This is a genomic window from Lysobacter sp. KACC 24251, assembly GCF_057747755.1.
In genome coordinates this window covers 2,132,910-2,152,462 of the sequence record NZ_CM173222.1, presented here as the reverse complement: position 1 = coordinate 2,152,462, position 19,553 = coordinate 2,132,910, and the positions used below count along the sequence as shown (strand labels likewise).

The window sequence follows — 19,553 nt, the reverse complement described above, 5'->3', positions numbered from 1 at the left end:
TCAGCCGCAGGCGGCACGCACTTCGGCGGGCAAGGGCGCGGCAGCGCCGTTTCCGCGGTCGATCCACACCATCACCACGTTGCCATCGCAGTACAGAACGCTGGCGTCTTCGCGGGCGATGATGCGGTGCCCAATGGTCACGCTGGTGTTGCCCAGTCGCTCCACGGACAGCTCGATCATTACCTCATTGGGCCATTCGATTGGCCGACGGTAGTTGAGGGTGGCCGCTGCCACCACCGGGGCGACATGGTCGTCCAGGCCCTGGCCGGGCATCGTCAGCATCCACTGCAGGCGGGCCTCTTCCAGGTAGCTGAGGTACTTGGAGTTGTTGACGTGGTTGAACGCGTCCAGGTCCCGCCAGCGCACGGCTAGCGGTACACGGATCAGGACCCGAGGAACGGGGGGCGTGGCGGGTTGGGGCGCAGGGGCGGGCGGGGTCGTCGCCTTGCCCGGCGCAGCGGGCCGCGTGCGTCTGACCTGGGTTGCCTTGACCTCCACAGCAGCCTCCGAATCCACCGGGCTGGCAGGGGCCTCGGCCTTGGCTGCCGCTTTTGGCGCGGGCTTGCGGCGGCGGGGCGCGGCCTTGCGCGGCTTGCGAGCAGGCGGGGCGTTGTCGCCCGGGGTGTTGTCGCTCATTCGGCTGACTTCTTCTTCGGCTTGCGTGCGGCGCCCGTGGCGCGGGGTTTGGGTTTGTCGGCCTTGGGCTTCGCCGATGCCGCAGGCATGCCCAGCATGGGTGCGAGGAACCGACCGGTATGCGAGTGGGGCAGCGCCGCGATGTCCTCCGGCGTGCCCGTAGCGAGGATTGTCCCCCCGCGGTGACCGCCTTCCGGACCGAGGTCGACCACCCAGTCGGCGGTCTTGATCACGTCCAGGTTGTGCTCGATCACCACCACCGTGTTGCCGTCGTCGCGCAGGCGGTGCAGCACGGCCAGCAGGTGCTCGATGTCGTGGAAATGCAGGCCCGTGGTCGGCTCGTCGAGGATGTACAACGTGCGACCGGTATCGCGACGCGACAGCTCCTTCGACAGCTTCACGCGCTGCGCTTCGCCACCCGACAACGTGGTCGCGCTCTGGCCGAGCTTGATGTAGCTCAGCCCGACATCCATCAGCGTTTCGAGCTTGCGGGCGATGGAGGGCACGGCTTCGAACAATGAAAGCGCGTCCTCGACGGTCATCTCCAGCACGTCGTTGATGTTGTAGCCCTTGTAAAGGATCTCCAGCGTCTCTCGGTTGTAGCGCTTGCCGCCGCACACATCGCAGGGCACGTACACGTCTGGCAGGAAGTGCATCTCCACCTTGATCAGGCCGTCGCCCTGGCACGCCTCGCAGCGGCCGCCGCGTACGTTGAAGCTGAAGCGTCCAGGCGAGTAGCCGCGCGCGCGCGACTCCGGAACCTGCGAGAACAGCTCGCGCAGCGGGGTGAACAGCCCGGTGTAGGTGGCAGGGTTGGATCGCGGCGTGCGGCCGATGGGCGACTGGTCGATGTCCACGACCTTGTCGAACAGGTCCATGTTCTCCACCGACCGGTGCGGCGCCACGGTATGCGCGGCGCCATTGAGCTCGTTGGCCGCCAGGGTAAACAGCGTGTCGTTGATCAGCGTGGACTTGCCGGACCCGGAGACGCCGGTGACACAGGTCAGCAATCCAGAGGGAATGTCGAGATCGACATCCTTGAGGTTGTTGCCGGTGGCGCCACGCAGGTGCAGCATCGCCTTCGGGTTGGGTTTGTGGCGCTTGGCCGGGATCTCGATGCGCTTGGTGCCGCTCAGGTACTGGCCGGTGAGCGAGCGGGGTGCCTTCAGCACGTCCTCGAACGAACCCTGCGCCACGACTTCGCCGCCGTGCACGCCCGCGCCCGGGCCGATGTCGACGATGTAGTCGGCCAGTCGGATCGCATCCTCGTCGTGCTCGACCACGATCACCGTGTTGCCCAAGTCGCGCAGTCGGGTGAGGGTGCCGAGCAGGCGCTCGTTGTCGCGCTGGTGCAGGCCGATGGAGGGCTCGTCCAGCACGTACATCACGCCGACCAGGCCTGCGCCAATCTGGCTGGCAAGGCGGATGCGCTGCGCCTCGCCTCCGGACAGCGAGTCGGCCTTGCGCTCCAGTGTCAGATAGTCGAGGCCTACGTCGACGAGGAACCGCAGGCGGTCGCCGATCTCCTTGACGATCTTGATGGCGATCTCGCCGCGCCAGCCGGGCAGATTGAGGGTGCGGAAGAATGCCAGTGCCTCGTCCACCGGCATCACCACGATGTCCGGCAGGGGGCGTTCGGCGACAAACACGTTGCGCGCCGCGCGGTTCAGGCGCGCGCCGCCACAGTCGGTGCAGGCTCGCTCGCTGATGTACTTGGCCAGTTCTTCGCGCACCGCCGGTGATTCTGTTTCCCGGTAGCGCCGCTCCAGGTTGGGAACGATGCCCTCGAAGCGGTGCCGGCGTTGGTGCTTGCTGCCGCCCTCGGTGAGGTAGGTGAACTGGATCTGCTCCTCGCCGCTGCCAAACAGCACCGCCTGGCGCACGTCCTCCGACAAGTCCTGCCAGTGGGTCTCGACCTTGAAGCCGTAGTGCTTGGCCAGCGACTGGATGAGCTGGAAGTAATACGCATTGCGCCGGTCCCAGCCGCGCACGGCGCCGGCCGCCAGCGACAGTTCCGGATGCACCACCACGCGCGCCGGGTCGAAGAACTGCGCCACGCCAATGCCATCGCAGGTCGGGCACGCGCCCACCGGCGAGTTGAACGAGAACAGCCGCGGCTCCAGTTCCGGCAGCGAGTATTCGCAAACCGGGCAGCTGTACTTGGACGAGAACAACAGCGGGGCGGCATCGGGCGAATCCATCGACAGCACCGAGGCCATGCCATCGCCCAGCTTCAACGCCGTTTCGAACGACTCGGCCAGGCGCTGCTTCATGTCCTCGCGGGGACGGAATCGGTCCACCACCGCCTCAATGGTGTGCTTGACCCGCAGCGCCAGCGGCGGCACCGCGTCGATCTCATGCAACACGCCGTCCACGCGCACGCGCACGAAGCCCTGGGCGCGCAACTGGTCGAATACCTGCGCATGCTCGCCCTTCCGCTCCCGAACGACGGGTGCCAGCAGCATGTAGCGCTGCTCGGCGGTCTCGGGCTTGTCGGCCAGCGCGACCACCTGGTCCACCATCTGGCTGACGGTCTGCGCCTCCAGCGGGTAGCCATGGTCCGGACAGCGCGGCAGGCCCACGCGCGCGTACAGCAGGCGCAGGTAGTCGTAGATCTCGGTGATGGTGCCCACAGTCGAGCGCGGGTTGTGCGAGGTCGACTTCTGCTCGATCGAGATTGCCGGGCTCAGGCCCTCGATGTGGTCGACGTCGGGCTTCTCCATGACCGACAGGAACTGCCGCGCGTACGCCGACAGCGACTCCACGTAGCGGCGCTGGCCTTCGGCGTAGATGGTGTCGAACGCCAGCGAGGACTTGCCGGATCCGGACAGGCCCGTGATCACGATCAACTTGTCGCGGGGCAGGTCGAGGTCGATGTTCTTGAGGTTGTGCGTCCGTGCGCCACGGATGCGGATGTAGTCCAGCGCCATCGGTTCTCTGCCTGGGGGAGGGCGGCCGTCAATGCGACGGCGAACCGATGAGCGTATCGACTGGAGCTGGCACTAGCAAATGCGTGTCCGGTACCGCCGGACAAGGCCCGCGCGACATCGCGCGCGCCGCTGCCGGTCGCGTGGCTGCTGGCGGCCCGGGATCCCCAGGTGCCGCGGTCAGTCCTTTCGAGTTGGCGTGTCCTTGCGGGAGCGGTCGATGTTCGCGAGGTCTTCGCTCAGCTCGCTGAGCCAGTCGTGGATCCGTTCGCGGCGGCTTCTGTGCTGCTGGGCCTCGGCCTGCGGGGGTGGCATCGGGCGCTCGTGGCGCAGTCGCCGTTGGATCTGTTCGATGATGTGCGGTTTCATGGCGCGTCTCCTCCAGCGGGGAGGTGGGCGGTGGGCGCCCAGGCCAGTGAACCACAACCCGCGTTAAACGATGGGTAGCGGCCATGCCTGCGGAAGCAGCGCGACGGGTTACATCCCGCCCCGGCGCCAGCGTTCGATGTGCCCCCAGCCTTCGCCCATGTCGCCAAACCACTCGCGCAGCTTGTCGAGCAGACCCAACGACGGTAGCTCCCCCTGTTCACTGAGGGCATCGACGGCGTCGGGCAGCATCGCGGCCGCCAGCTCGCCGACGGTCTGCACTGGCAGGCCTACCCGGGTGGCGATGCCCTGGATCGCATCGGCACCCAAGGCGGTCTCCAGTTCGTGGGCGGTGATGGGCCGGTTCTCGCCATGCCCCAGCCAGGAGCTGACGATATCGCCCAGGCCCACCTCCCGGAAAGCCTGCAGGAACCCCTCGGGCCCGCCGTGCTTGGGGTTGAAGGCCAGTCCGATGACCTCGCCGAGGACCTTCTTGACCTGATGCCGGTCCACGCCGAAGTCCGTGGCGCCCTGTTCGACGATCTTCTCGTACATGAGGCAAGTCCTTGACGACTAAGGGATTTGTGCGCGCGAGAGGAGGCTCCCGGCGTTCCGGGTCACTGCTCAGGTGAACGCTGCCCCGTGTCACGGGCGGTCACCACGGGGCGGGGGTGCGCAGTAGTTGCCGTAACCCGCTGAAACCCCTACAATTCCGCTTCTGTCCGCCCACGAAGGCGGCGCAGGCGACCAAAATAACTACAGAGGAATCTGGTCAATGTACGCAGTAATCGTCACTGGCGGTAAACAGTACCGCGTGATGCAGGGTGAGACCCTGCGCGTCGAGCTGCTCGAGGCCGAAGTCGGCAGCGAGTTGAAGCTGGACAACGTCCTGATGTTGGGCGGCAGCGATGGCGTGAAGGTCGGCGACGCCCTGAAGGGTGCCGTTGTCTCCGCCAAGGTGGTTGGCCACGGCCGCGCCGACAAGGTGCGCATCGTCAAGTTCCGCCGTCGCAAGCACCATCGCAAGCAGATGGGCCACCGTCAGCATTTCACCGAAATCGAGATCACCGGCATCGCCGGTGGCAACAAGTAAGGAGAAGCCGCCATGGCACAGAAAAAGGCTGGTGGTTCTACCCGCAACGGCCGCGACTCCAACCCGAAGTACCTGGGCGTCAAGATGTACGGCGGCCAGGCCATCGAGGCCGGCAACATCATCGTGCGTCAGCGCGGCACCCAGTTCCATCCGGGCGCCGGCGTCGGCCTCGGCCGCGATCACACCCTGTTCGCGCTGGTTGATGGCAAGGTCGAGTTCACGACCAAGGGCCCGAAGAAGCGCCGCACCGTCAGCGTCGTCAGCGAGTAATCGCGACGCACTGGCTGCGAAGGGCCCCGCTTCCTGCGGGGCCTTTTGCTTTCTGGAACACTGAAAGAGGTTTGCATGAAGCTGGTTGATGAGGCCGAAATCCTGGTCACCGCGGGCGATGGCGGCAACGGCTGCATCGGGTTCCGTCGCGAGAAGTTCATTCCCCTGGGCGGCCCCGACGGCGGTGACGGCGGCGCGGGCGGCAGCGTGTGGCTGGTTGCCGACGAGAACCTCAACACCCTGGTCGACTTCCGTCACGAGACCAGGTTCAAGGCACAGCGCGGCGAGAACGGCATGGGCCGGCAGGCCTATGGCAAGGGCGGTGCCGACCTGACCATCACCGTGCCGGTCGGCACCGTGGTCATCAACGTCGACACCGACGAGGTGATCGGCGACCTGACCCGCCACGGCGAGCGCCTGCTGGTCGCCAAGGGCGGCAAGGGCGGCCTGGGCAACATGCACTTCAAGAGTTCGATCAACCGCTCGCCGCGCAAGGCGTTGCCGGGCCTGCCGGGCGAGGAGCGCACGCTCAAGCTGGAGCTCAAGCTGCTGGCCGATGTCGGCCTGCTCGGCTTCCCCAATGCTGGCAAGAGCACCTTGATCCGTGCCGTTTCGGCGGCTACGCCCAAGGTGGCCGACTATCCGTTCACCACGCTGTATCCCAACCTGGGAGTGGTCAGCGTGGAGCCCCATCGCAGCTTCGTGATCGCCGATATCCCGGGCCTGATCGAGGGCGCGGCGGAAGGCGCGGGACTTGGCACCCAGTTCCTCAAGCACCTGCAGCGCACCCGCCTGCTCTTGCACCTGGTCGACATCGTGCCGATGGAGGGTGGGGTGGAGATGAGTCCGGCCGATCAGGTGCGTGCCATCGAGCGCGAGCTGGAGCGACACGACCCCGAGCTGTTGAAGAAGCCGCGCTGGCTGGTGCTGAACAAGGCCGACCTGCTGCTGGAGGAAGAGCAGAAGGAAGTCGCCGAAGCCATCGTCGCCCAGCTGGGCTGGACCGACCGCTGGTACCTGGTCTCGGCCATCAGCCGCGAGGGCACGTGGCCGATCATGAAGGACATCATGGCGTTCTTCGACCGGCAGCGTGAGGACGCGCTTGAGGCCGAGGCCAATGGCGGCGATCACTCGCCCACCTGATCCCGAATTGCGCAACCTGACGGGATTGGGCTGAATCTGGGGCCGGCGGAAGCTGGCCCCATTGTTTTGGTAGGGCACCGGATCAGGAATGGCAATGAAGGGGGCGGGAGGCGACGTGTGCCAAGCAGGACGAGGCACAAAAAAACCCGGCCGGAGCCGGGTTTCTTCGTGTCGCATGCAACCGAACGATCAGGCGGCCTTGAGGGCCTTGATGCGAGCGGTCAGGCGGCTCTTGTGACGGGCAGCCTTGTTCTTGTGGATCAGGCCGCGCGAGCTCAGGCGGTCCAGGACCGGCTGGGCCACGGCGAAGGCGGTTTCGGCGCCGGCGGCGTCGTTCTCGCCCAGGGCCTTCAGCACCTTCTTCACGGCGGTGCGCAGCATCGAACGCTGGCTGGCGTTACGGGCATTGCGCACGACTGCCTGCTTGGCGCGCTTCTTGGCGGACTTGATGTTTGCCACGGCAAATTCCTGAAATTTTGAAGTTGAAGCTGGGTAAAATGGGGAAACGTAAAATCAGACGGGAAAGTATGGCCGTTTCAGCAGCTTGCGTCAACTCTGGCGGGTTCGGGAATCCTTCGCTGGCCGCCGGGGCGGAGCGATGACGGCCCCCCTGGGAACGGGAGGCCCAACAGACCCGCCGTCCACGTCCCGGATCAGTGTTCCCGGCCCGGGAATGCCAGCCCCGCAAGTGCCAGGGCCCAAACGGCAGTCGGGCATGCTGCGTTCGACCGCCGTGTTCAGCGCCATGACGCTGATTTCGCGGGTCGCAGGCTACCTGCGCGACTGGCTTCAGGCCAGCATGTTTGGCGCCGGACCGGCCGTCAGCGCGTTCGTGGTGGCCTACCGCATTCCCAACTACCTGCGCAGGATCTTTGCGGAGGGCTCGTTTTCGTCAGCCTTCGTCCCCGTCCTGTCCGAGCTCAAGCAGAAGGGTGACGAGAAGGCCCTGCAGGACTTCCTAGACCATGTCGCCGGTGCGCTGCTGGCCGTGGTGGTGGTTGTCAGCGGGCTGGGCATGTTGGCGGCGCCGTGGATCGCCAAGCTGTTCCTTGCGTTCGCCGACGAGGGAGCCGGCACCGTGCCGCTGGCGGCGGAGATGCTTCGGATCACATTCCCGTACCTGGTGTTTATTTCCATGACCGCCCTGGCCGGGTCGGTGCTCAACAGCTTCAAGCAGTTTGGCCTGCCTGCGCTGGCGCCGGTGCTGCACAACCTGATGGTGATCGCCGCGATGCTCCTGCTGGCCAGCCACCTGGCGGTGCCGGAGAAGGCGCTGGCGTGGGGCGTGCTGGCGGCGGGCATCGCGCAGATGTTGCTGCTCTGGCCTGCCATGGGGCGGCTAGGGGTGCGTCCACGCCTCCGCTTCAACCTTCGCCACGAGGGTGTGCGGCGGGTGTTCAAGTTGATGCTGCCCACGATCTTCTCGTCGTCGGTCGCGCAGGTGAACCTGCTGGTCGGCACGGTTTTCGCCTCGCTGCTGGTGCCTGCGGCGCAATCGTGGCTGTACTACTCGGATCGCTTGACCGAACTGCCGCTGGGGCTGTTCGGGGTGGCCATCGGCACGGTGATCCTGCCGCAACTGTCCCGCCACCATGCCGATGCCGACGCGGAGGGGTATTCGCGGTCGCTGGACTGGGGCCTGAGGGTGGTGATGCTGGTGGGGACGCCCGCGGCGTTGGGGCTGGCGCTGCTCGCCGAGCCGCTGACCGCCTCGCTGTTCCGTTATGGTGAGTTCACCGTCGAGGACACGCGCATGGTGGGCTATGCGCTGACTGCGATGAGCCTGGGAATTCCCACGTTCATGCTCAGCAAGGTGCTGCTCCCGGCGTTCTATGCCAGACAGGACACGCGGACGCCGATGCGTGCAGCGGTGATCACGGTGGTGGCCAACGTGGTGCTGACCGTGGCGCTGGTGACGCCGCTCTGGGCTTCGGGGATTGCCTTCGCCCACGTGGGTATTGCCGCGGCAACGGCGTTGGCCGGCGTGCTGAATGCCGGGCTGTTGTGGCGCTACCTCCGTCGCCAAGGGCTGTATGTCGCCCGTCCCGGCTGGGGCGTTTGGCTGTTGCGCATCGCCGTGGGCCTGGTTGCCATGGCGGTGGCGGTGCTGGTCGTGCGCGAACATGTGGGCGAATGGGCCGGCCTGACGGTCCTCTGGCGGTGGGTCTGGTTGCTGGCCGCGGTGGGCGCCGGTGCGCTGGCCTATGGCGCGGCGCTGCTGGCCATGGGATTGCGTCCACGCCATCTCCGCCATTGAGTGTGCACGCGCCGGCTATACTTTGAATAATGAGCAGGCTGTTCCGTGACGTCGAGGGTGGGCCCCGGTGCCCGCGCGGCAGTGTGGTCTGCATCGGCGCCTTCGACGGCCTCCACCTGGGGCATCAGGCACTGGTGCGCCACGCTGTGGCCCGCGCACGCCTGTTGGGCGTGCCCGCCGTGGCGCTGACCTTCGAGCCGCTGCCACGGGAATTCTTCGCCCGGAGCGCGCCTCCGCCGCGCCTGTTGTTGGCGCGAGCCAAGGTCGAAGGCCTATGTGGCCTGGGTATCGATCAGGTCGGCCTGCTGCGCTTCAACTCGGCGCTGACCGCATTGCCCGGCGCGGAATTCATCCGCAAGGTGCTGGTGGAGCGCGTTGGCGCGCGCGAGGTGTGGGTCGGTCCCGAATTCGGCTTCGGCAAGGGGCGCGATGGCAACCTGGCGCTGCTGCAGGCGTTGGGTGCGGAATGCGGATTCACTGCCGGTGAGATCGCGCCCGTGCTGCAGGATGGCGAGCGGGTTTCCGCCTCGCGCATCCGCGTGCTGCTGCAGGCGGGCGATTTCGAGGGCGTTGCGCGCCTGCTCGGCCGCCCCTATGCGATTGGCGGCCGCGTGGTGCGCGGCAAGCAGCTCGGCCGCACGCTTGGGTTCCCGACCGCCAACCTGCGTTTTGCCGGCAAGGTACCAGCGCTGCAGGGCATCTACGCGACGCGTGTGCATGGACTGGAAGGTATGCCGGGCGTGGACGCGGCAAGGGCCGCCGCAGGCTGGCCATCCGTGTCCAGTTTCGGCACCCGGCCCACGGTGGATGGCGTGGAGCCGTTGCTGGAAGCCCACCTGTTCGACTTCGCCGGCGACCTGTATGGGCGCCGTATCGAAGTCGAGTTTGTCGCCAAGCTGCGCGATGAAGAAAAGTTTTCCGATCTGGCGGCACTGACCGCACAGATGCAACGCGACGCCGTGCAGGCGCGTGCCCTCCTTGAACAAGACCAACAACGAGCCTTCGCGTGACTGCTGACGCCAATCCCTACAAGAGCACGCTGCACCTGCCGGCGACCGACTTCCCCATGCGCGGCGACCTGCCCAAGCGTGAGCCGATCGCACTGGCGAAGTGGGAGCAGGACGGGCTGTACCAGCGCGTCCGCGAGAAGACCAGGGGCCGCGACCGCAGTTTCGTGCTGCACGACGGACCGCCGTATGCCAATGGCGCGATCCACATCGGCCACGCGGTCAACAAGGTGCTCAAGGACATCATCGTCAAATCGCGGCTGATGGACGGCTATGACGCGCCGTATGTGCCGGGTTGGGACTGCCACGGCCTGCCGATCGAGATCGCCATCGAGAAGAAGTTCGGCAAGGTGGGCGAGAAGCTCAACGCCGCCGAGTTCCGGCAGAAGTGCCGCGAATACGCTGCCGAGCAGATCGACCTGCAGCGCAATGATTTCAAGCGCCTGGGCGTGCTGGGCGACTGGGACAACCCGTACCGCACCATGGACTTCCGCTTCGAGGCGGATATGTTGCGCTCGCTGGCGAAGATCGTGGAACGTGGGCACCTGTCGCGCGGTGCCAAGCCGGTGTACTGGTGCTTTGACTGCGGCTCGGCGCTGGCCGAGGCCGAGATTGAATACGCCGACAAACTCTCCCCTGCGGTGGACGTGGCCTACAGCGCGCAGGACGCCGCCAAGCTGGCTGCGCTGTTCGGCATGGCGCTGGAGGCGGGCGTGGAAGTGGCGGTGCCGATCTGGACAACCACACCGTGGACGTTGCCCGCCAGCCTCGCGGTGAGCATTGGCCCTGAACTGGAATACGCGCTGGTCGAAGGTCCCAAGCGCGCTGACGGTGGGCGCCGCCTGCTTGTGCTGGCCGAGGCGCTGGCGACCAAGGCATTGGCGCGCTATGGCATGGACGACGTCGTGGTGCACGGCACCACGATGGGCAGCGAGCTGGAGGGCGAACTGCTGCGCCACCCGTTCTATGCCGAGCGTGACATCCCGCTGATCGTGGGCGACCACGTGTCGGCCGAGGACGGCACCGGCGCCGTGCACACCGCGCCCGGCCACGGCCAGGAAGACTTCGTGGTCAGCCAGAAGTACGACCTGATCGATCGCTACACCGCGGCACAGATGAACCCGGTCGATGGCCGCGGCGTGTACTTGCCCAGCACCCCGCCTGCCGAAGGCGTGGAGTTGGCCGGCCTGCACATCTGGAAGGCCAACGACGCCATCGTCGAGCTGCTGCGCGGCAACGGCCACCTGCTGGCGTTGGCCAAGCTCAACCACAGCTACCCGCACTGCTGGCGCCACAAGACGCCGGTGGTGTTCCGCGCCACGCCGCAGTGGTTCATCTCGATGGAGCAGGCCCACCTACGCCGCGACGCGCTGGCCGCCATCGGCAAGGTGGCATGGGTGCCGGAGTGGGGCGAGGCGCGCATCTACGGCATGATCGAAGGACGTCCGGATTGGACCATCTCGCGCCAGCGCACCTGGGGCGTACCGATCGCGTTGTTCATCCATCGCGAGACCGGCTCGCCGCATCCGCGTTCGCCCGAGCTGATGCGACAAGTCGCCGAGCGCGTGGAGCAGGCCGGCGTCGACGTGTGGTACGACCTGGACGCCGCCGAGCTGCTGGGCGACGAGGCGGCGCAGTACGACAAGGTCACCGACATCCTCGACGTGTGGTTCGACTCCGGCGTCACCCACGAATGCGTGCTGGCGCAACGTCCGCAGGACGGGCTGCGCAAGCCCGCCGACCTGTACTTGGAAGGTTCCGACCAGCACCGCGGCTGGTTCCACAGTTCGCTGCTGACTGCGGTGGCGATGGACGGTGTGGCGCCGTACCGCCAAGTGCTGACCCATGGCTTCACCGTCGATGCCGACGGCCGCAAGATGTCCAAGTCGCTGGGTAATGTCATCGCCCCGCAGAAGGTGATGGATGCGATGGGTGCGGACGTGCTGCGCCTCTGGATTGCCTCCACCGACTACCGCTACGAGATGGCGGTGAGCGATGAGATCCTCAAGCGCAGCGGCGACGTCTACCGCCGTGTGCGCAACACCGCGCGCTTCCTGCTGGCCAACCTGCACGGCTTCGAACCAACGCAGCACCTGCTTCCACTGCAGGACATGGTCGCGCTGGACCGCTGGATCGTGCATCGCGCGCACGAGCTGCAGGAGAAGATCCAGGCGGCGTACGAGCGCTACGACTTCGCCGAGATCGTGCAGTCGCTGGCCAACTTCTGCAGCGTCGACCTGGGTTCGCTGTATCTGGACGTGACCAAGGACCGCCTGTACACGATGCAGGAGGATTCGCGCGGCCGCCGTTCGGCACAGAGTGCGATGTACCGCATCGCCGAGGCGTTCGTGCGCTGGGTGGCGCCGATTCTGACGTTCACCGCGCAGGAGATGTGGGCATACCTGCCGGGGAAGCGCGACGAGCACGTGCTGTTCGCCACATGGTACGACGGGCTGGCGCCGCTGATCGGCGACGCCGACCTGTCGGCCGAGGACTTCGAGCGGCTGGTGGCGCTGCGCGAGCAGGTCAGCAAGACCCTGGAGCCGCTACGTGCCGCCGGAACGATTGGCGCGGCGCTGGAAGCGGAGATCGGCTTGCGCTGCGGCGTGGCGGACCAGAACTGGCTGTCGCCGCTGGCCGATGAACTGCGCTTCCTGTTCATCAGCGGTGACGTACGGTTGATCGCGGATGACACGGTGAAGGACATTGCGGTGGAGGCCTCGGCAACCACCAAGTCCAAGTGCGTGCGCTGCTGGCACCACCGCGTGGACGTCGGCAGCGTGCTCGCCCACCCACAGCTGTGCGGCCGCTGCGCGGACAACGTGGATGGCGAAGGCGAGAACCGTCGCTGGTTCTGAGCCCGTTGCCGTTCCCAACCCCCCCCATACAACCGGAAACATACCTTGACCGTTCCCCGTCCCAAGCCCAATGCCCTTGTCTGGCTCGTTCTGTCCGTGCTGGTACTCGTGCTGGACCAGGCCACCAAGGCATGGGTGCTGGCCGACCTGCCGGAATACACCGCGATCCCCGTGATCGAGGGCTTCTGGAACTGGTACCGCACCTACAATACCGGCGCCGCGTTCAGCTTCCTGAGTGATGCGGGGGGCTGGCAGAAGTACTTCTTCGTGGTGCTGGGCATAGGCATCAGCGGCATGTTGGGCTGGTGGCTGAGCCGCACCGCGCGCCGTGACTGGAAGTCGGCCCTGCCGTATTCGCTGGTGATCGGCGGTGCGATCGGCAACGTGATCGACCGACTGCTGCACGGGCACGTGGTCGATTTCATCCAGTGGCACTGGCAGGACTACTACTGGCCCGCGTTCAACGTGGCCGACATGGCCATCGTCGGCGGCGCCATCGGCATCGGCCTGTTCGGCCTGCTCGGCGGCCACGACGGCAAGACCGACCCGGGCCGCAGGGGGTAAAATCGGCGAATGGACGTACTGCTCGCCAATCCCCGCGGTTTCTGTGCCGGCGTTGATCGCGCCATCGAGATCGTCAAGCGTGCCATCGAGACCCTCGGCGCACCGATCTACGTGCGCCACGAGGTCGTGCACAACCGCTTCGTGGTCGATGACCTCAAGCACCGCGGCGCCATCTTCGTCGAGGAGTTGGACGAGGTGCCCGATGGCGCCACCGTGATCTTCAGTGCGCATGGCGTGTCCAAGGCGGTGCGCGCCGAAGCCGACCGCCGTGGGTTGAAGGTGTTCGACGCCACCTGTCCGCTGGTGACCAAGGTGCACCTGGAAGTGTCGCGCCACTGCCGCGCCGGCAGGGACGTGATCCTGATCGGCCACGAGGGTCATCCCGAGGTGGAAGGCACCATGGGCCAGTGGCAGCGCGAAGCGGGCACCGGGAAGATCTACCTGGTGGAGGACGTCGCCGATGTCGAGGCGCTGCTGGTCGACCAGCCGGAGAACCTGGCCTACACCACCCAGACCACGCTGTCGGTGGACGACACCAAGGCGGTGATCCAGGCGATGCGGGCCAGGTTCCCCGCGATTCTGGGACCCCGACACGACGACATCTGCTACGCCACCCAGAACCGCCAGGACGCCGTGCGCGAGCTCGCCAAGGCCTGCGACCTGGTGCTGGTGGTGGGGTCAGTCAACAGTTCCAACTCCAACCGCCTGCGCGAGCTGGCCGAGCGCGAGGGGGTGGAGGCGCACCTGATCGACGGGGCCCCCGAGATCAACCCGTCCTGGGTTCAGGGCAAGCGACATATCGGCATCACCGCGGGCGCCTCGGCGCCGGAAGTGCTGGTGCGCGGCGTGATCGAGCGCCTGCACGAGTTGGGTGTCAAGCAGGTGCGCGAGCTGGACGGGGAGCCCGAGGACATGGTTTTCGCCCTGCCCAAGGAGCTCCGCCTGCAGTTGGTCGATTGACCCCCGCGGGAGCGATCCTTACAATTGCCGGTCTTCGCCGGAATAGCTCAGTTGGTAGAGCGGCGCATTCGTAATGCGTAGGTCGTAGGTTCGATTCCTATTTCCGGCACCATCTTCAAAGTCCCGCTCCGGCGGGATTTTGTCGTTATGGGCATCGGCGCAAGGTTGGTTCGCTGCAGGCTACTGCCAGCGCAGTGAAAATCGGCCGCCTGCACGCATCTCCACGCCGTTTCCAAAGCGCCGGCATTCGCGATGCAGTCGCTCCTGCAGCCAGCGGCGATCGGCCTCCCCGGCCAGGTTGACCCGGAACCGCTGCAGGCGCGTCGGGGTCATGATCAGTTCCACCAGGCGGCCGCTGCCGCGGGCCAGCACCGGGAAGAACATCAGGCCCAGTTCGCCGCGGAATTCCTCGTGGCCTTCGATGCCCTCGTAGTCGTTGATGAAGTCGCCGCAGCCGTAGAGGATCAAACGGTCGTGATGGACTTCGATGGCCTTGGGATGGTGCGAGGAGTGGCCGTGGATCACGTCCACGCCGGCTTCGTCGATCAGCGCATGGGCAAACTCGCGCTGCTCGGGCGGGATGGCGTAGCCCCAGTTGCCGCCCCAATGCAGCGAGAACACCACGCAGTCGCCCTTGCGCCTGTGGTGTCGGACCAAGGCTGCAATCTGGCCCACGGTCGACGCGGACAGATCTGGCAGCCGGTTCACGCCAGATCGCGCCGCATTGGCCGACCAGGCCGCAGGCACCCCGGAATCGCCGGTTGCGGCGGCGAACACCAGCATGCGCGAGTTGTCGTCCAGCGGCAGGATTGCCGGTGCCTGCGCGGCGGCCAGGTCAGCACCCGCGCCGGCGGGGGCGATCCGGCCGCGGTGCAGGGTCGCCAGCGTCTCGCGCAGGCCGTCGCGGTCCCAGTCCAGCACGTGGTTGTTGGAGAGCACGCAGCAATCGATCCCGGCCGCGGTCAGGCAGGGCAGGTTGTCCGGATGCATGCGGTAGTTGATGCCTTTGGGCCAGTTGCGGTCGCTGCGGGTGATCGCGGTTTCCAGGTTGACGATACGGACATCCGGGTGCCGCCGTTCCAGCTCGGTCAGGGCATCGCCCCACACGTAAAGGTAGGAAACGGGGCGTGGAATCTCGCCGTTGCGCCACTCGGCCAATGCCACGTACCGACGCGCATTGCGGACGTGGGCTTCGTGCAGGGTCGGGTCCGACGGGTGCGGCAGGATCTGGTCGATGCCACGGCCGAGCATGACGTCGCCGCACAGGAACAGGCGGATCGAGCGTGAGGCGCGCACACCTCCGAATGATGGGCGCGATGGAGTCGCCGCCAGCAACGCGGCCGCCGGCCCCCGCGTCGCCACGCCCAGCGCCAGGCCGGTCGAAAGCTGCAGGAAGTGTCGTCGGCCACGCATGCGAGGTACCCGCGTCGAGGTTGCAGCGTAGGGGCTTCCTATCGCGCGAGATCCCCGGACGGCGCAAGTTCATTGATGCAGCGGTAGACGCAGACAATGCCGCCGGTGTCGCAGAAGCTCTCGTCCATGTCGAGCAGGCAGAACCTTCCCGGTTGAATGTCGAACGTGTCGCACTCGTTGTCGATCTCCTCGGGGGTCGGTGTGCCGCTGCATGTGCCCGAACCGCTGTTGTTCATGCGTGCCACCGAAATGCGGGAGTGATCGCCTGAGGGGTTGAACGCACCGACATCCGACGCGAGGCGCTCGAAGGCCTGGCGCTGTGCCGCGCTCACCTTGTCCGTTTTGCTGATTTCGTCCTGCAACGCCCGGGAGCGCGCCACGAGTTCGGCTTGGACGCCATTGGGTGGCTGGGGTTCGCGTGGGCCGGCGGCGCAGCCGAGGACCAGCATGACCGGCAACAGCATGAACACTTTCGACTGCGGATTCCATTTCATATCCGACCCTCCAAAGGGTGGCTTCCAGGAACTGTTCACCTGATGCTGCCAACGGCAACGGGGGCTGCGAACAGGCCAACCCGGAAGGAGAGCGGGTCTCGCGTCAGGTCGCCGACGCTTCGGAAGGGATCGACGACCCTTCGATTGAGGTCGCCGCTGCCGCCGGAAGGGTCCACAAGCCCTCGTTGGAGGTCGCTGGCGCTTCCGAAGCGGTGCTCGATTCCTCACACGCAGTCGCCGTCCGCAGATTGGTTCTCGCCCCTTGCGACAGCGGCCGGCTACAGTGACGACATCCCTCCGCCGCGATCCGTCCACGCCCCATGGCCAAGCCCGCCACCAAGTCCCGCACCGCCTATGTCTGCTCGGAATGCGGCGCCGACCACACCAAGTGGCAGGGCCAGTGCGCCGAGTGCGGGGCGTGGAACACGCTGAGCGAGTTCGTGGTTCAGCCGGCCAATCCGGCGGCCAAGGCCGGGGTCGCGGCCTCGCGCCGCAGCAGTTGGGCGGGCAAGGCCGACGCGCCTGCCGTGACGCCGCTGAAGGACGTGCGCCACGCCGAGGACAACCGGGTCAGCACCGGCATCGGCGAACTGGACCGGGTGCTGGGTGGCGGGCTGGTGCACGGCGCGGTGGTGCTGGTCGGCGGTGACCCGGGTATCGGCAAGTCCACGCTGCTGTTGCAGGCGGTGGTGAAGATGGCGGGCGAGCTGCCGGCTCTGTACGTCACGGGTGAGGAGTCGCTCGCTCAGGTTGCCGGGCGGGGCGCCCGCCTGGGCCTGCCGCTCGACGGCGTGCACGCGTTGGCCGAAACCGGCATCGAACGCATCCTCGAGCACGCGGCGGCGATGCAGCCCCGCCTGATCGTGGCCGACTCGGTGCAGACGCTGTGGACCGAGGAGTTGAGTGCCGCGCCCGGTTCGGTCAGCCAGGTGCGCGAGAGCGCGGCGCGGCTGGTGCGCTACGCCAAGGAGACCGGTACGGCGGTGTTCCTGGTGGGCCATGTGACCAAGGAAGGCGGCATCGCCGGCCCGCGCGTGCTGGAGCACATGGTCGATGCGGTGCTGTATTTCGAAGGCGAGAGCGGCAGCCGCTTCCGCGTGCTGCGCGCGTTCAAGAACCGCTTCGGCGCGGTCAATGAGCTGGGCGTGTTCGCGATGGGTGACAAGGGCCTGCGCGAGGTGCCCAATCCGTCGGCGATCTTCCTGTCGGGCAGCGAGCGCCCGCAGCCGGGCAGTTGCGTGATGGTTACTCGCGAGGGCACGCGCCCGCTGCTGGTGGAAGTGCAGGCGCTGGTGGATGCCTCGCCATTGTCCAACCCGCGCCGGGTGGCGGTGGGCATGGAGGGCAACCGCCTGGCCATGCTGCTGGCGGTGCTGCACCGCCACGGTGGGGTGGGGGTGGGCGACCAGGACGTGTTCGTGAACATCGTGGGTGGCATCCGCGTGCAGGAAACCGCGGCCGACTTGCCGGTGCTGCTGTCGGTGCTGTCAAGCCTGCGTGACCGGCCGCTGGCCGAGCGCACCATCGCGTTTGGCGAGGTGGGCCTGTCCGGGGAGATCCGCCCCGTGCCCAATGGCGAGGATCGCCTGAAGGAGGCGGCCACCCACGGCTTCAAGCGCGCCATCGTGCCCAAGGCCAATGCGCCCAAGTCCGGGCGGATTGGCGATCTGGAAGTGGTCGCCGTCGAACGGTTGGCCGAAGCGCTGGAAGCCGCGCGGGACGCGTAACGGCCGCGCGCGCGCCGGCCAGGTCAGCGACGGGCGCCGTGGGCTGGCGGCTGAACCGACGGCTCAGCGCCTGAGTACCAACTCCAGCATGAACTTGCTGCCGAAGAACGCCAGCACCAGCAGCACCATGGCGGTCAGGGTCCAACGCACTGCCGTGGCCCCGCGCCAGCCGTAGCGCCAGCGTCCGACCAGCAGCGCGCCGAAGGTCAGCCACGACAGCAGGCTGAGCACCGTCTTGTGCACCAGATGCTGGGCCAGCAGGTTCTCCACGAACAGGATGCCGGTCAGCAGCGTTGCGCTCAGCAGCACGAAACCCGCGCTGATGGTGCGGAACAACAAGGTCTCCAGCTCGACCAGCGGCGGCAGCGCGCGTAGCCAGCGATGGAACTCGCGGCGGCGCAGGGCGCGTTCCTGCAGCCACAGCATGATCGCCAGCAGCGCGGAGACGGCCAGCGTCGCGTAGGCCAGCAGTGCCAGCCACGCGTGCAATTGCAGGCGCCAATCCAATGGCGCCGAAGTGGCCGCGCCATGGCCCTTGGCGGCACAGAGCAGCAGCATGGTCGAGGCCAGCGGGTAGACCACCACGCCCAGCGCGGCCATGCGGCCACCCAGGCCCACCAGCGTGGTCAGCAATGCCATCCCCAGGCCGACGAGTGACAGCGCGGCGAAGAAGTGCATGTCGGCGCCGCCGCTGTCCTGCCAGGCGTGCGCATGCACCAGTGCATGGGCCACGAGTGCGACCACGGCCGGCCCAGCCCAGTATCGTGACCGGGAGCGGTTGCCTTGAAGGCCGGTGACAAGCAGGCCCGTGGCCAGCAGGTAGAACAGGACGGAAACGAGAACGAGTGTCATCGTCGAAGTGTCGCATAGCCACGCGACGGCCGGTGGGGCCGGGGGGCGCGGAGGGGCGTTGATGCGGTGCTATGCTCGATGCCACCTACCGTCTGGAGGCACAGGCCATGCACGCATCGCATGCGACGCATTCGTCCGACCAGAGCCCGCTGTGGAAGGTGTTCTGGCTCTACGGCGTGATTCCCAGCAATCTGCTGTGGATTGCCGCGCTCTGGTTGATGTCGCGCGGCGGACTGCCCGGCGCCACCCTGGGCCTGCTGGTTTTCCTGCTGGTCTACACGGCGTGGATCGTGGTGGCCGTGTGGCGCGCGGCGCCCAATGCCAAGGACCCCCGCTATGGGGTGCTCGCCCGCGCGCTGACCGTGGCGTGGGCCATCAACACCGTATTGCTGGTGTTCTTCCTCGGATTGCCGCTGCTGCGCTGAGCGTCAGCCGAACTGCAGGACTTCGCCGGTGCGGTCGAATGCGGCGAACTCCGAAACCCGGCCGTTGTTGATTGCGTTGACCATGAAGCGCAGTGGCTGCGCCGCCTCATCGGCGTTCGGGGCGATGCCGGCGCGTCCGGCCAGGCTGCCGACGAAGACGATGTCCCAGGCCTGTCCGGTGGTGGCCGACTCGGCGGCGAGCGCCTCGAAGTTGGCGATCTCCGCCGGGGCCTTGTCCACGCACAGGCAGGGGGAAAGCGTTCCGCCTTCGCGCTGCTCATAGCGCTGGCGCTGGTCTTCACGGGCGTTCTCGGGCAGGTCCACCCGCGCGAACACGAACAGCAGCCGTTGCGGCTCGGGCTGGCGGCGGGCTGCTTCGAGAAGGTCCTGGAAACTGGCGAGGCTCATGCTGGGAGGCGGTCTTGGGCGTTGGCGCGACGCTACCATGCCCGTAGACGCCGACGGCATTGCGGCCGCCGGTTTCACAGGCACAAACCGGCCGGTCTTGACGCCAATCAAGCGCCGGCCCTTCACATGGGACTAAGCTACTCTGCAAGCAGG

The 19,553-nt window shown here is 66.9% G+C and carries 19 protein-coding genes and 1 tRNA gene; 11 read left to right on the top strand and 9 right to left on the bottom strand.

From position 1 onward, the window contains the following. The 4 genes from AC3ARF_RS10150 to AC3ARF_RS10135 form a co-directional block, all read right to left on the bottom strand. On the bottom strand, positions 1-387 hold the full coding sequence (locus AC3ARF_RS10150; protein ID WP_498931832.1) for an acyl-CoA thioesterase: 387 nt from the start codon (positions 385-387) through the stop codon (positions 1-3). A gap of 245 nt (positions 388-632) precedes the next feature. After that, complete coding sequence (gene uvrA / locus AC3ARF_RS10145; protein WP_498927579.1) at positions 633-3,566, bottom strand: excinuclease ABC subunit UvrA; 2,934 nt, start codon at positions 3,564-3,566, stop codon at positions 633-635. A 177-nt stretch (positions 3,567-3,743) separates the two neighbouring features. Further along, positions 3,744-3,932, bottom strand: coding sequence for a hypothetical protein (locus tag AC3ARF_RS10140; protein ID WP_498927577.1), 189 nt, complete (start codon positions 3,930-3,932; stop codon positions 3,744-3,746). Between the two features lie 108 nt (positions 3,933-4,040). Further along, positions 4,041-4,484 (bottom strand): YidB family protein, encoded by a 444-nt coding sequence (locus tag AC3ARF_RS10135; protein WP_498927575.1) that lies wholly within the window; start codon positions 4,482-4,484, stop codon positions 4,041-4,043. A 220-nt stretch (positions 4,485-4,704) separates the two neighbouring features. Between AC3ARF_RS10135 and rplU the strand changes: the two genes are divergently transcribed. From rplU to obgE, 3 genes are all read left to right on the top strand, one after another. Further along, positions 4,705-5,022: a 50S ribosomal protein L21 gene (gene rplU / locus AC3ARF_RS10130; protein ID WP_036134229.1), complete on the top strand. Its 318-nt coding sequence runs from the start codon at positions 4,705-4,707 to the stop codon at positions 5,020-5,022. A gap of 12 nt (positions 5,023-5,034) precedes the next feature. Next, positions 5,035-5,292, top strand: coding sequence for a 50S ribosomal protein L27 (gene rpmA, locus AC3ARF_RS10125; RefSeq protein ID WP_498927573.1), 258 nt, complete (start codon positions 5,035-5,037; stop codon positions 5,290-5,292). Between the two features lie 75 nt (positions 5,293-5,367). Further along, the gene (gene obgE / locus AC3ARF_RS10120) at positions 5,368-6,435 is read left to right on the top strand and encodes a GTPase ObgE (RefSeq protein WP_498927571.1); all 1,068 of its coding nucleotides are present in this window, start codon (positions 5,368-5,370) and stop codon (positions 6,433-6,435) included. A 189-nt stretch (positions 6,436-6,624) separates the two neighbouring features. Here obgE and rpsT read toward each other — a convergent pair whose 3' ends face one another. Beyond that, positions 6,625-6,894, bottom strand: a complete 270-nt coding sequence (gene rpsT / locus AC3ARF_RS10115) for a 30S ribosomal protein S20 (RefSeq protein ID WP_460822831.1) — start codon at positions 6,892-6,894, stop codon at positions 6,625-6,627. Positions 6,895-7,150: 256 nt separating this feature from the next. Between rpsT and murJ the strand changes: the two genes are divergently transcribed. From murJ to AC3ARF_RS10085, 6 genes are all read left to right on the top strand, one after another. After that, entirely contained in the window at positions 7,151-8,692 is a 1,542-nt protein-coding gene (gene murJ / locus AC3ARF_RS10110; RefSeq protein ID WP_498927568.1) for a murein biosynthesis integral membrane protein MurJ, read from the top strand. 29 nt (positions 8,693-8,721) lie between these two features. Then, positions 8,722-9,702, top strand: coding sequence for a bifunctional riboflavin kinase/FAD synthetase (locus AC3ARF_RS10105; protein ID WP_498927566.1), 981 nt, complete (start codon positions 8,722-8,724; stop codon positions 9,700-9,702). Between the two features lie 56 nt (positions 9,703-9,758). Continuing rightward, positions 9,759-12,557 carry an isoleucine--tRNA ligase gene (gene ileS, locus AC3ARF_RS10100; protein WP_498931830.1) on the top strand — a complete coding sequence of 933 codons (2,799 nt, stop codon included), beginning with the start codon at positions 9,759-9,761 and terminating at the stop codon, positions 12,555-12,557. Between the two features lie 45 nt (positions 12,558-12,602). Then, positions 12,603-13,121, top strand: a complete 519-nt coding sequence (gene lspA / locus AC3ARF_RS10095) for a signal peptidase II (protein ID WP_498927565.1) — start codon at positions 12,603-12,605, stop codon at positions 13,119-13,121. A 9-nt stretch (positions 13,122-13,130) separates the two neighbouring features. Further along, positions 13,131-14,081 (top strand): 4-hydroxy-3-methylbut-2-enyl diphosphate reductase, encoded by a 951-nt coding sequence (gene ispH, locus AC3ARF_RS10090; RefSeq protein ID WP_498927563.1) that lies wholly within the window; start codon positions 13,131-13,133, stop codon positions 14,079-14,081. A gap of 36 nt (positions 14,082-14,117) precedes the next feature. Beyond that, a tRNA-Thr gene (locus AC3ARF_RS10085) sits at positions 14,118-14,193 on the top strand. Between the two features lie 68 nt (positions 14,194-14,261). Here the strand turns inward: AC3ARF_RS10085 and AC3ARF_RS10080 are convergent. Both AC3ARF_RS10080 and AC3ARF_RS10075 read right to left on the bottom strand, forming a co-directional pair. After that, entirely contained in the window at positions 14,262-15,494 is a 1,233-nt protein-coding gene (locus tag AC3ARF_RS10080; protein ID WP_498927561.1) for a CapA family protein, read from the bottom strand. A gap of 38 nt (positions 15,495-15,532) precedes the next feature. Further along, a complete protein-coding gene (locus tag AC3ARF_RS10075; protein ID WP_498927559.1) occupies positions 15,533-15,988 on the bottom strand; it encodes a hypothetical protein in 456 nt (151 codons plus the stop codon). A 320-nt stretch (positions 15,989-16,308) separates the two neighbouring features. Here AC3ARF_RS10075 and radA point away from each other — a divergent pair, with 320 nt between their 5' ends. Continuing rightward, entirely contained in the window at positions 16,309-17,715 is a 1,407-nt protein-coding gene (gene radA, locus AC3ARF_RS10070; protein ID WP_498927557.1) for a DNA repair protein RadA, read from the top strand. A 63-nt stretch (positions 17,716-17,778) separates the two neighbouring features. Here radA and AC3ARF_RS10065 read toward each other — a convergent pair whose 3' ends face one another. Then, positions 17,779-18,567 carry a cytochrome C assembly family protein gene (locus tag AC3ARF_RS10065; RefSeq protein ID WP_498927555.1) on the bottom strand — a complete coding sequence of 263 codons (789 nt, stop codon included), beginning with the start codon at positions 18,565-18,567 and terminating at the stop codon, positions 17,779-17,781. Between the two features lie 107 nt (positions 18,568-18,674). Between AC3ARF_RS10065 and AC3ARF_RS10060 the strand changes: the two genes are divergently transcribed. Continuing rightward, complete coding sequence (locus tag AC3ARF_RS10060; RefSeq protein ID WP_498927553.1) at positions 18,675-18,992, top strand: hypothetical protein; 318 nt, start codon at positions 18,675-18,677, stop codon at positions 18,990-18,992. A gap of 3 nt (positions 18,993-18,995) precedes the next feature. On the opposite strand, the gene AC3ARF_RS10055 is transcribed toward AC3ARF_RS10060, so the two are convergent. Next, complete coding sequence (locus AC3ARF_RS10055) at positions 18,996-19,400, bottom strand: ribonucleotide reductase subunit alpha (protein ID WP_498927551.1); 405 nt, start codon at positions 19,398-19,400, stop codon at positions 18,996-18,998. Between the last annotated feature and the right edge of the window lie 153 nt (positions 19,401-19,553).

What these genes read in the sequence shown, in the direction of transcription:
- uvrA (WP_498927579.1), bottom strand. Translation starts at nt 3,566, where the DNA reads ATGGCGCTGGACTACATCCGCATCCGTGGCGCACGGACGCACAACCTC.
- AC3ARF_RS10140 (WP_498927577.1), bottom strand. Translation starts at nt 3,932, where the DNA reads ATGAAACCGCACATCATCGAACAGATCCAACGGCGACTGCGCCACGAG.
- AC3ARF_RS10135 (WP_498927575.1), bottom strand. Translation starts at nt 4,484, where the DNA reads ATGTACGAGAAGATCGTCGAACAGGGCGCCACGGACTTCGGCGTGGAC.
- rplU (WP_036134229.1), top strand. Translation starts at nt 4,705, where the DNA reads ATGTACGCAGTAATCGTCACTGGCGGTAAACAGTACCGCGTGATGCAG.
- rpmA (WP_498927573.1), top strand. Translation starts at nt 5,035, where the DNA reads ATGGCACAGAAAAAGGCTGGTGGTTCTACCCGCAACGGCCGCGACTCC.
- obgE (WP_498927571.1), top strand. Translation starts at nt 5,368, where the DNA reads ATGAAGCTGGTTGATGAGGCCGAAATCCTGGTCACCGCGGGCGATGGC.
- murJ (WP_498927568.1), top strand. Translation starts at nt 7,151, where the DNA reads ATGCTGCGTTCGACCGCCGTGTTCAGCGCCATGACGCTGATTTCGCGG.
- AC3ARF_RS10105 (WP_498927566.1), top strand. Translation starts at nt 8,722, where the DNA reads ATGAGCAGGCTGTTCCGTGACGTCGAGGGTGGGCCCCGGTGCCCGCGC.
- ileS (WP_498931830.1), top strand. Translation starts at nt 9,759, where the DNA reads ATGCGCGGCGACCTGCCCAAGCGTGAGCCGATCGCACTGGCGAAGTGG.
- ispH (WP_498927563.1), top strand. Translation starts at nt 13,131, where the DNA reads ATGGACGTACTGCTCGCCAATCCCCGCGGTTTCTGTGCCGGCGTTGAT.
- AC3ARF_RS10080 (WP_498927561.1), bottom strand. Translation starts at nt 15,494, where the DNA reads ATGCGTGGCCGACGACACTTCCTGCAGCTTTCGACCGGCCTGGCGCTG.
- AC3ARF_RS10075 (WP_498927559.1), bottom strand. Translation starts at nt 15,988, where the DNA reads ATGAAATGGAATCCGCAGTCGAAAGTGTTCATGCTGTTGCCGGTCATG.
- radA (WP_498927557.1), top strand. Translation starts at nt 16,309, where the DNA reads ATGGCCAAGCCCGCCACCAAGTCCCGCACCGCCTATGTCTGCTCGGAA.
- AC3ARF_RS10065 (WP_498927555.1), bottom strand. Translation starts at nt 18,567, where the DNA reads ATGACACTCGTTCTCGTTTCCGTCCTGTTCTACCTGCTGGCCACGGGC.
- AC3ARF_RS10060 (WP_498927553.1), top strand. Translation starts at nt 18,675, where the DNA reads ATGCACGCATCGCATGCGACGCATTCGTCCGACCAGAGCCCGCTGTGG.
- AC3ARF_RS10055 (WP_498927551.1), bottom strand. Translation starts at nt 19,400, where the DNA reads ATGAGCCTCGCCAGTTTCCAGGACCTTCTCGAAGCAGCCCGCCGCCAG.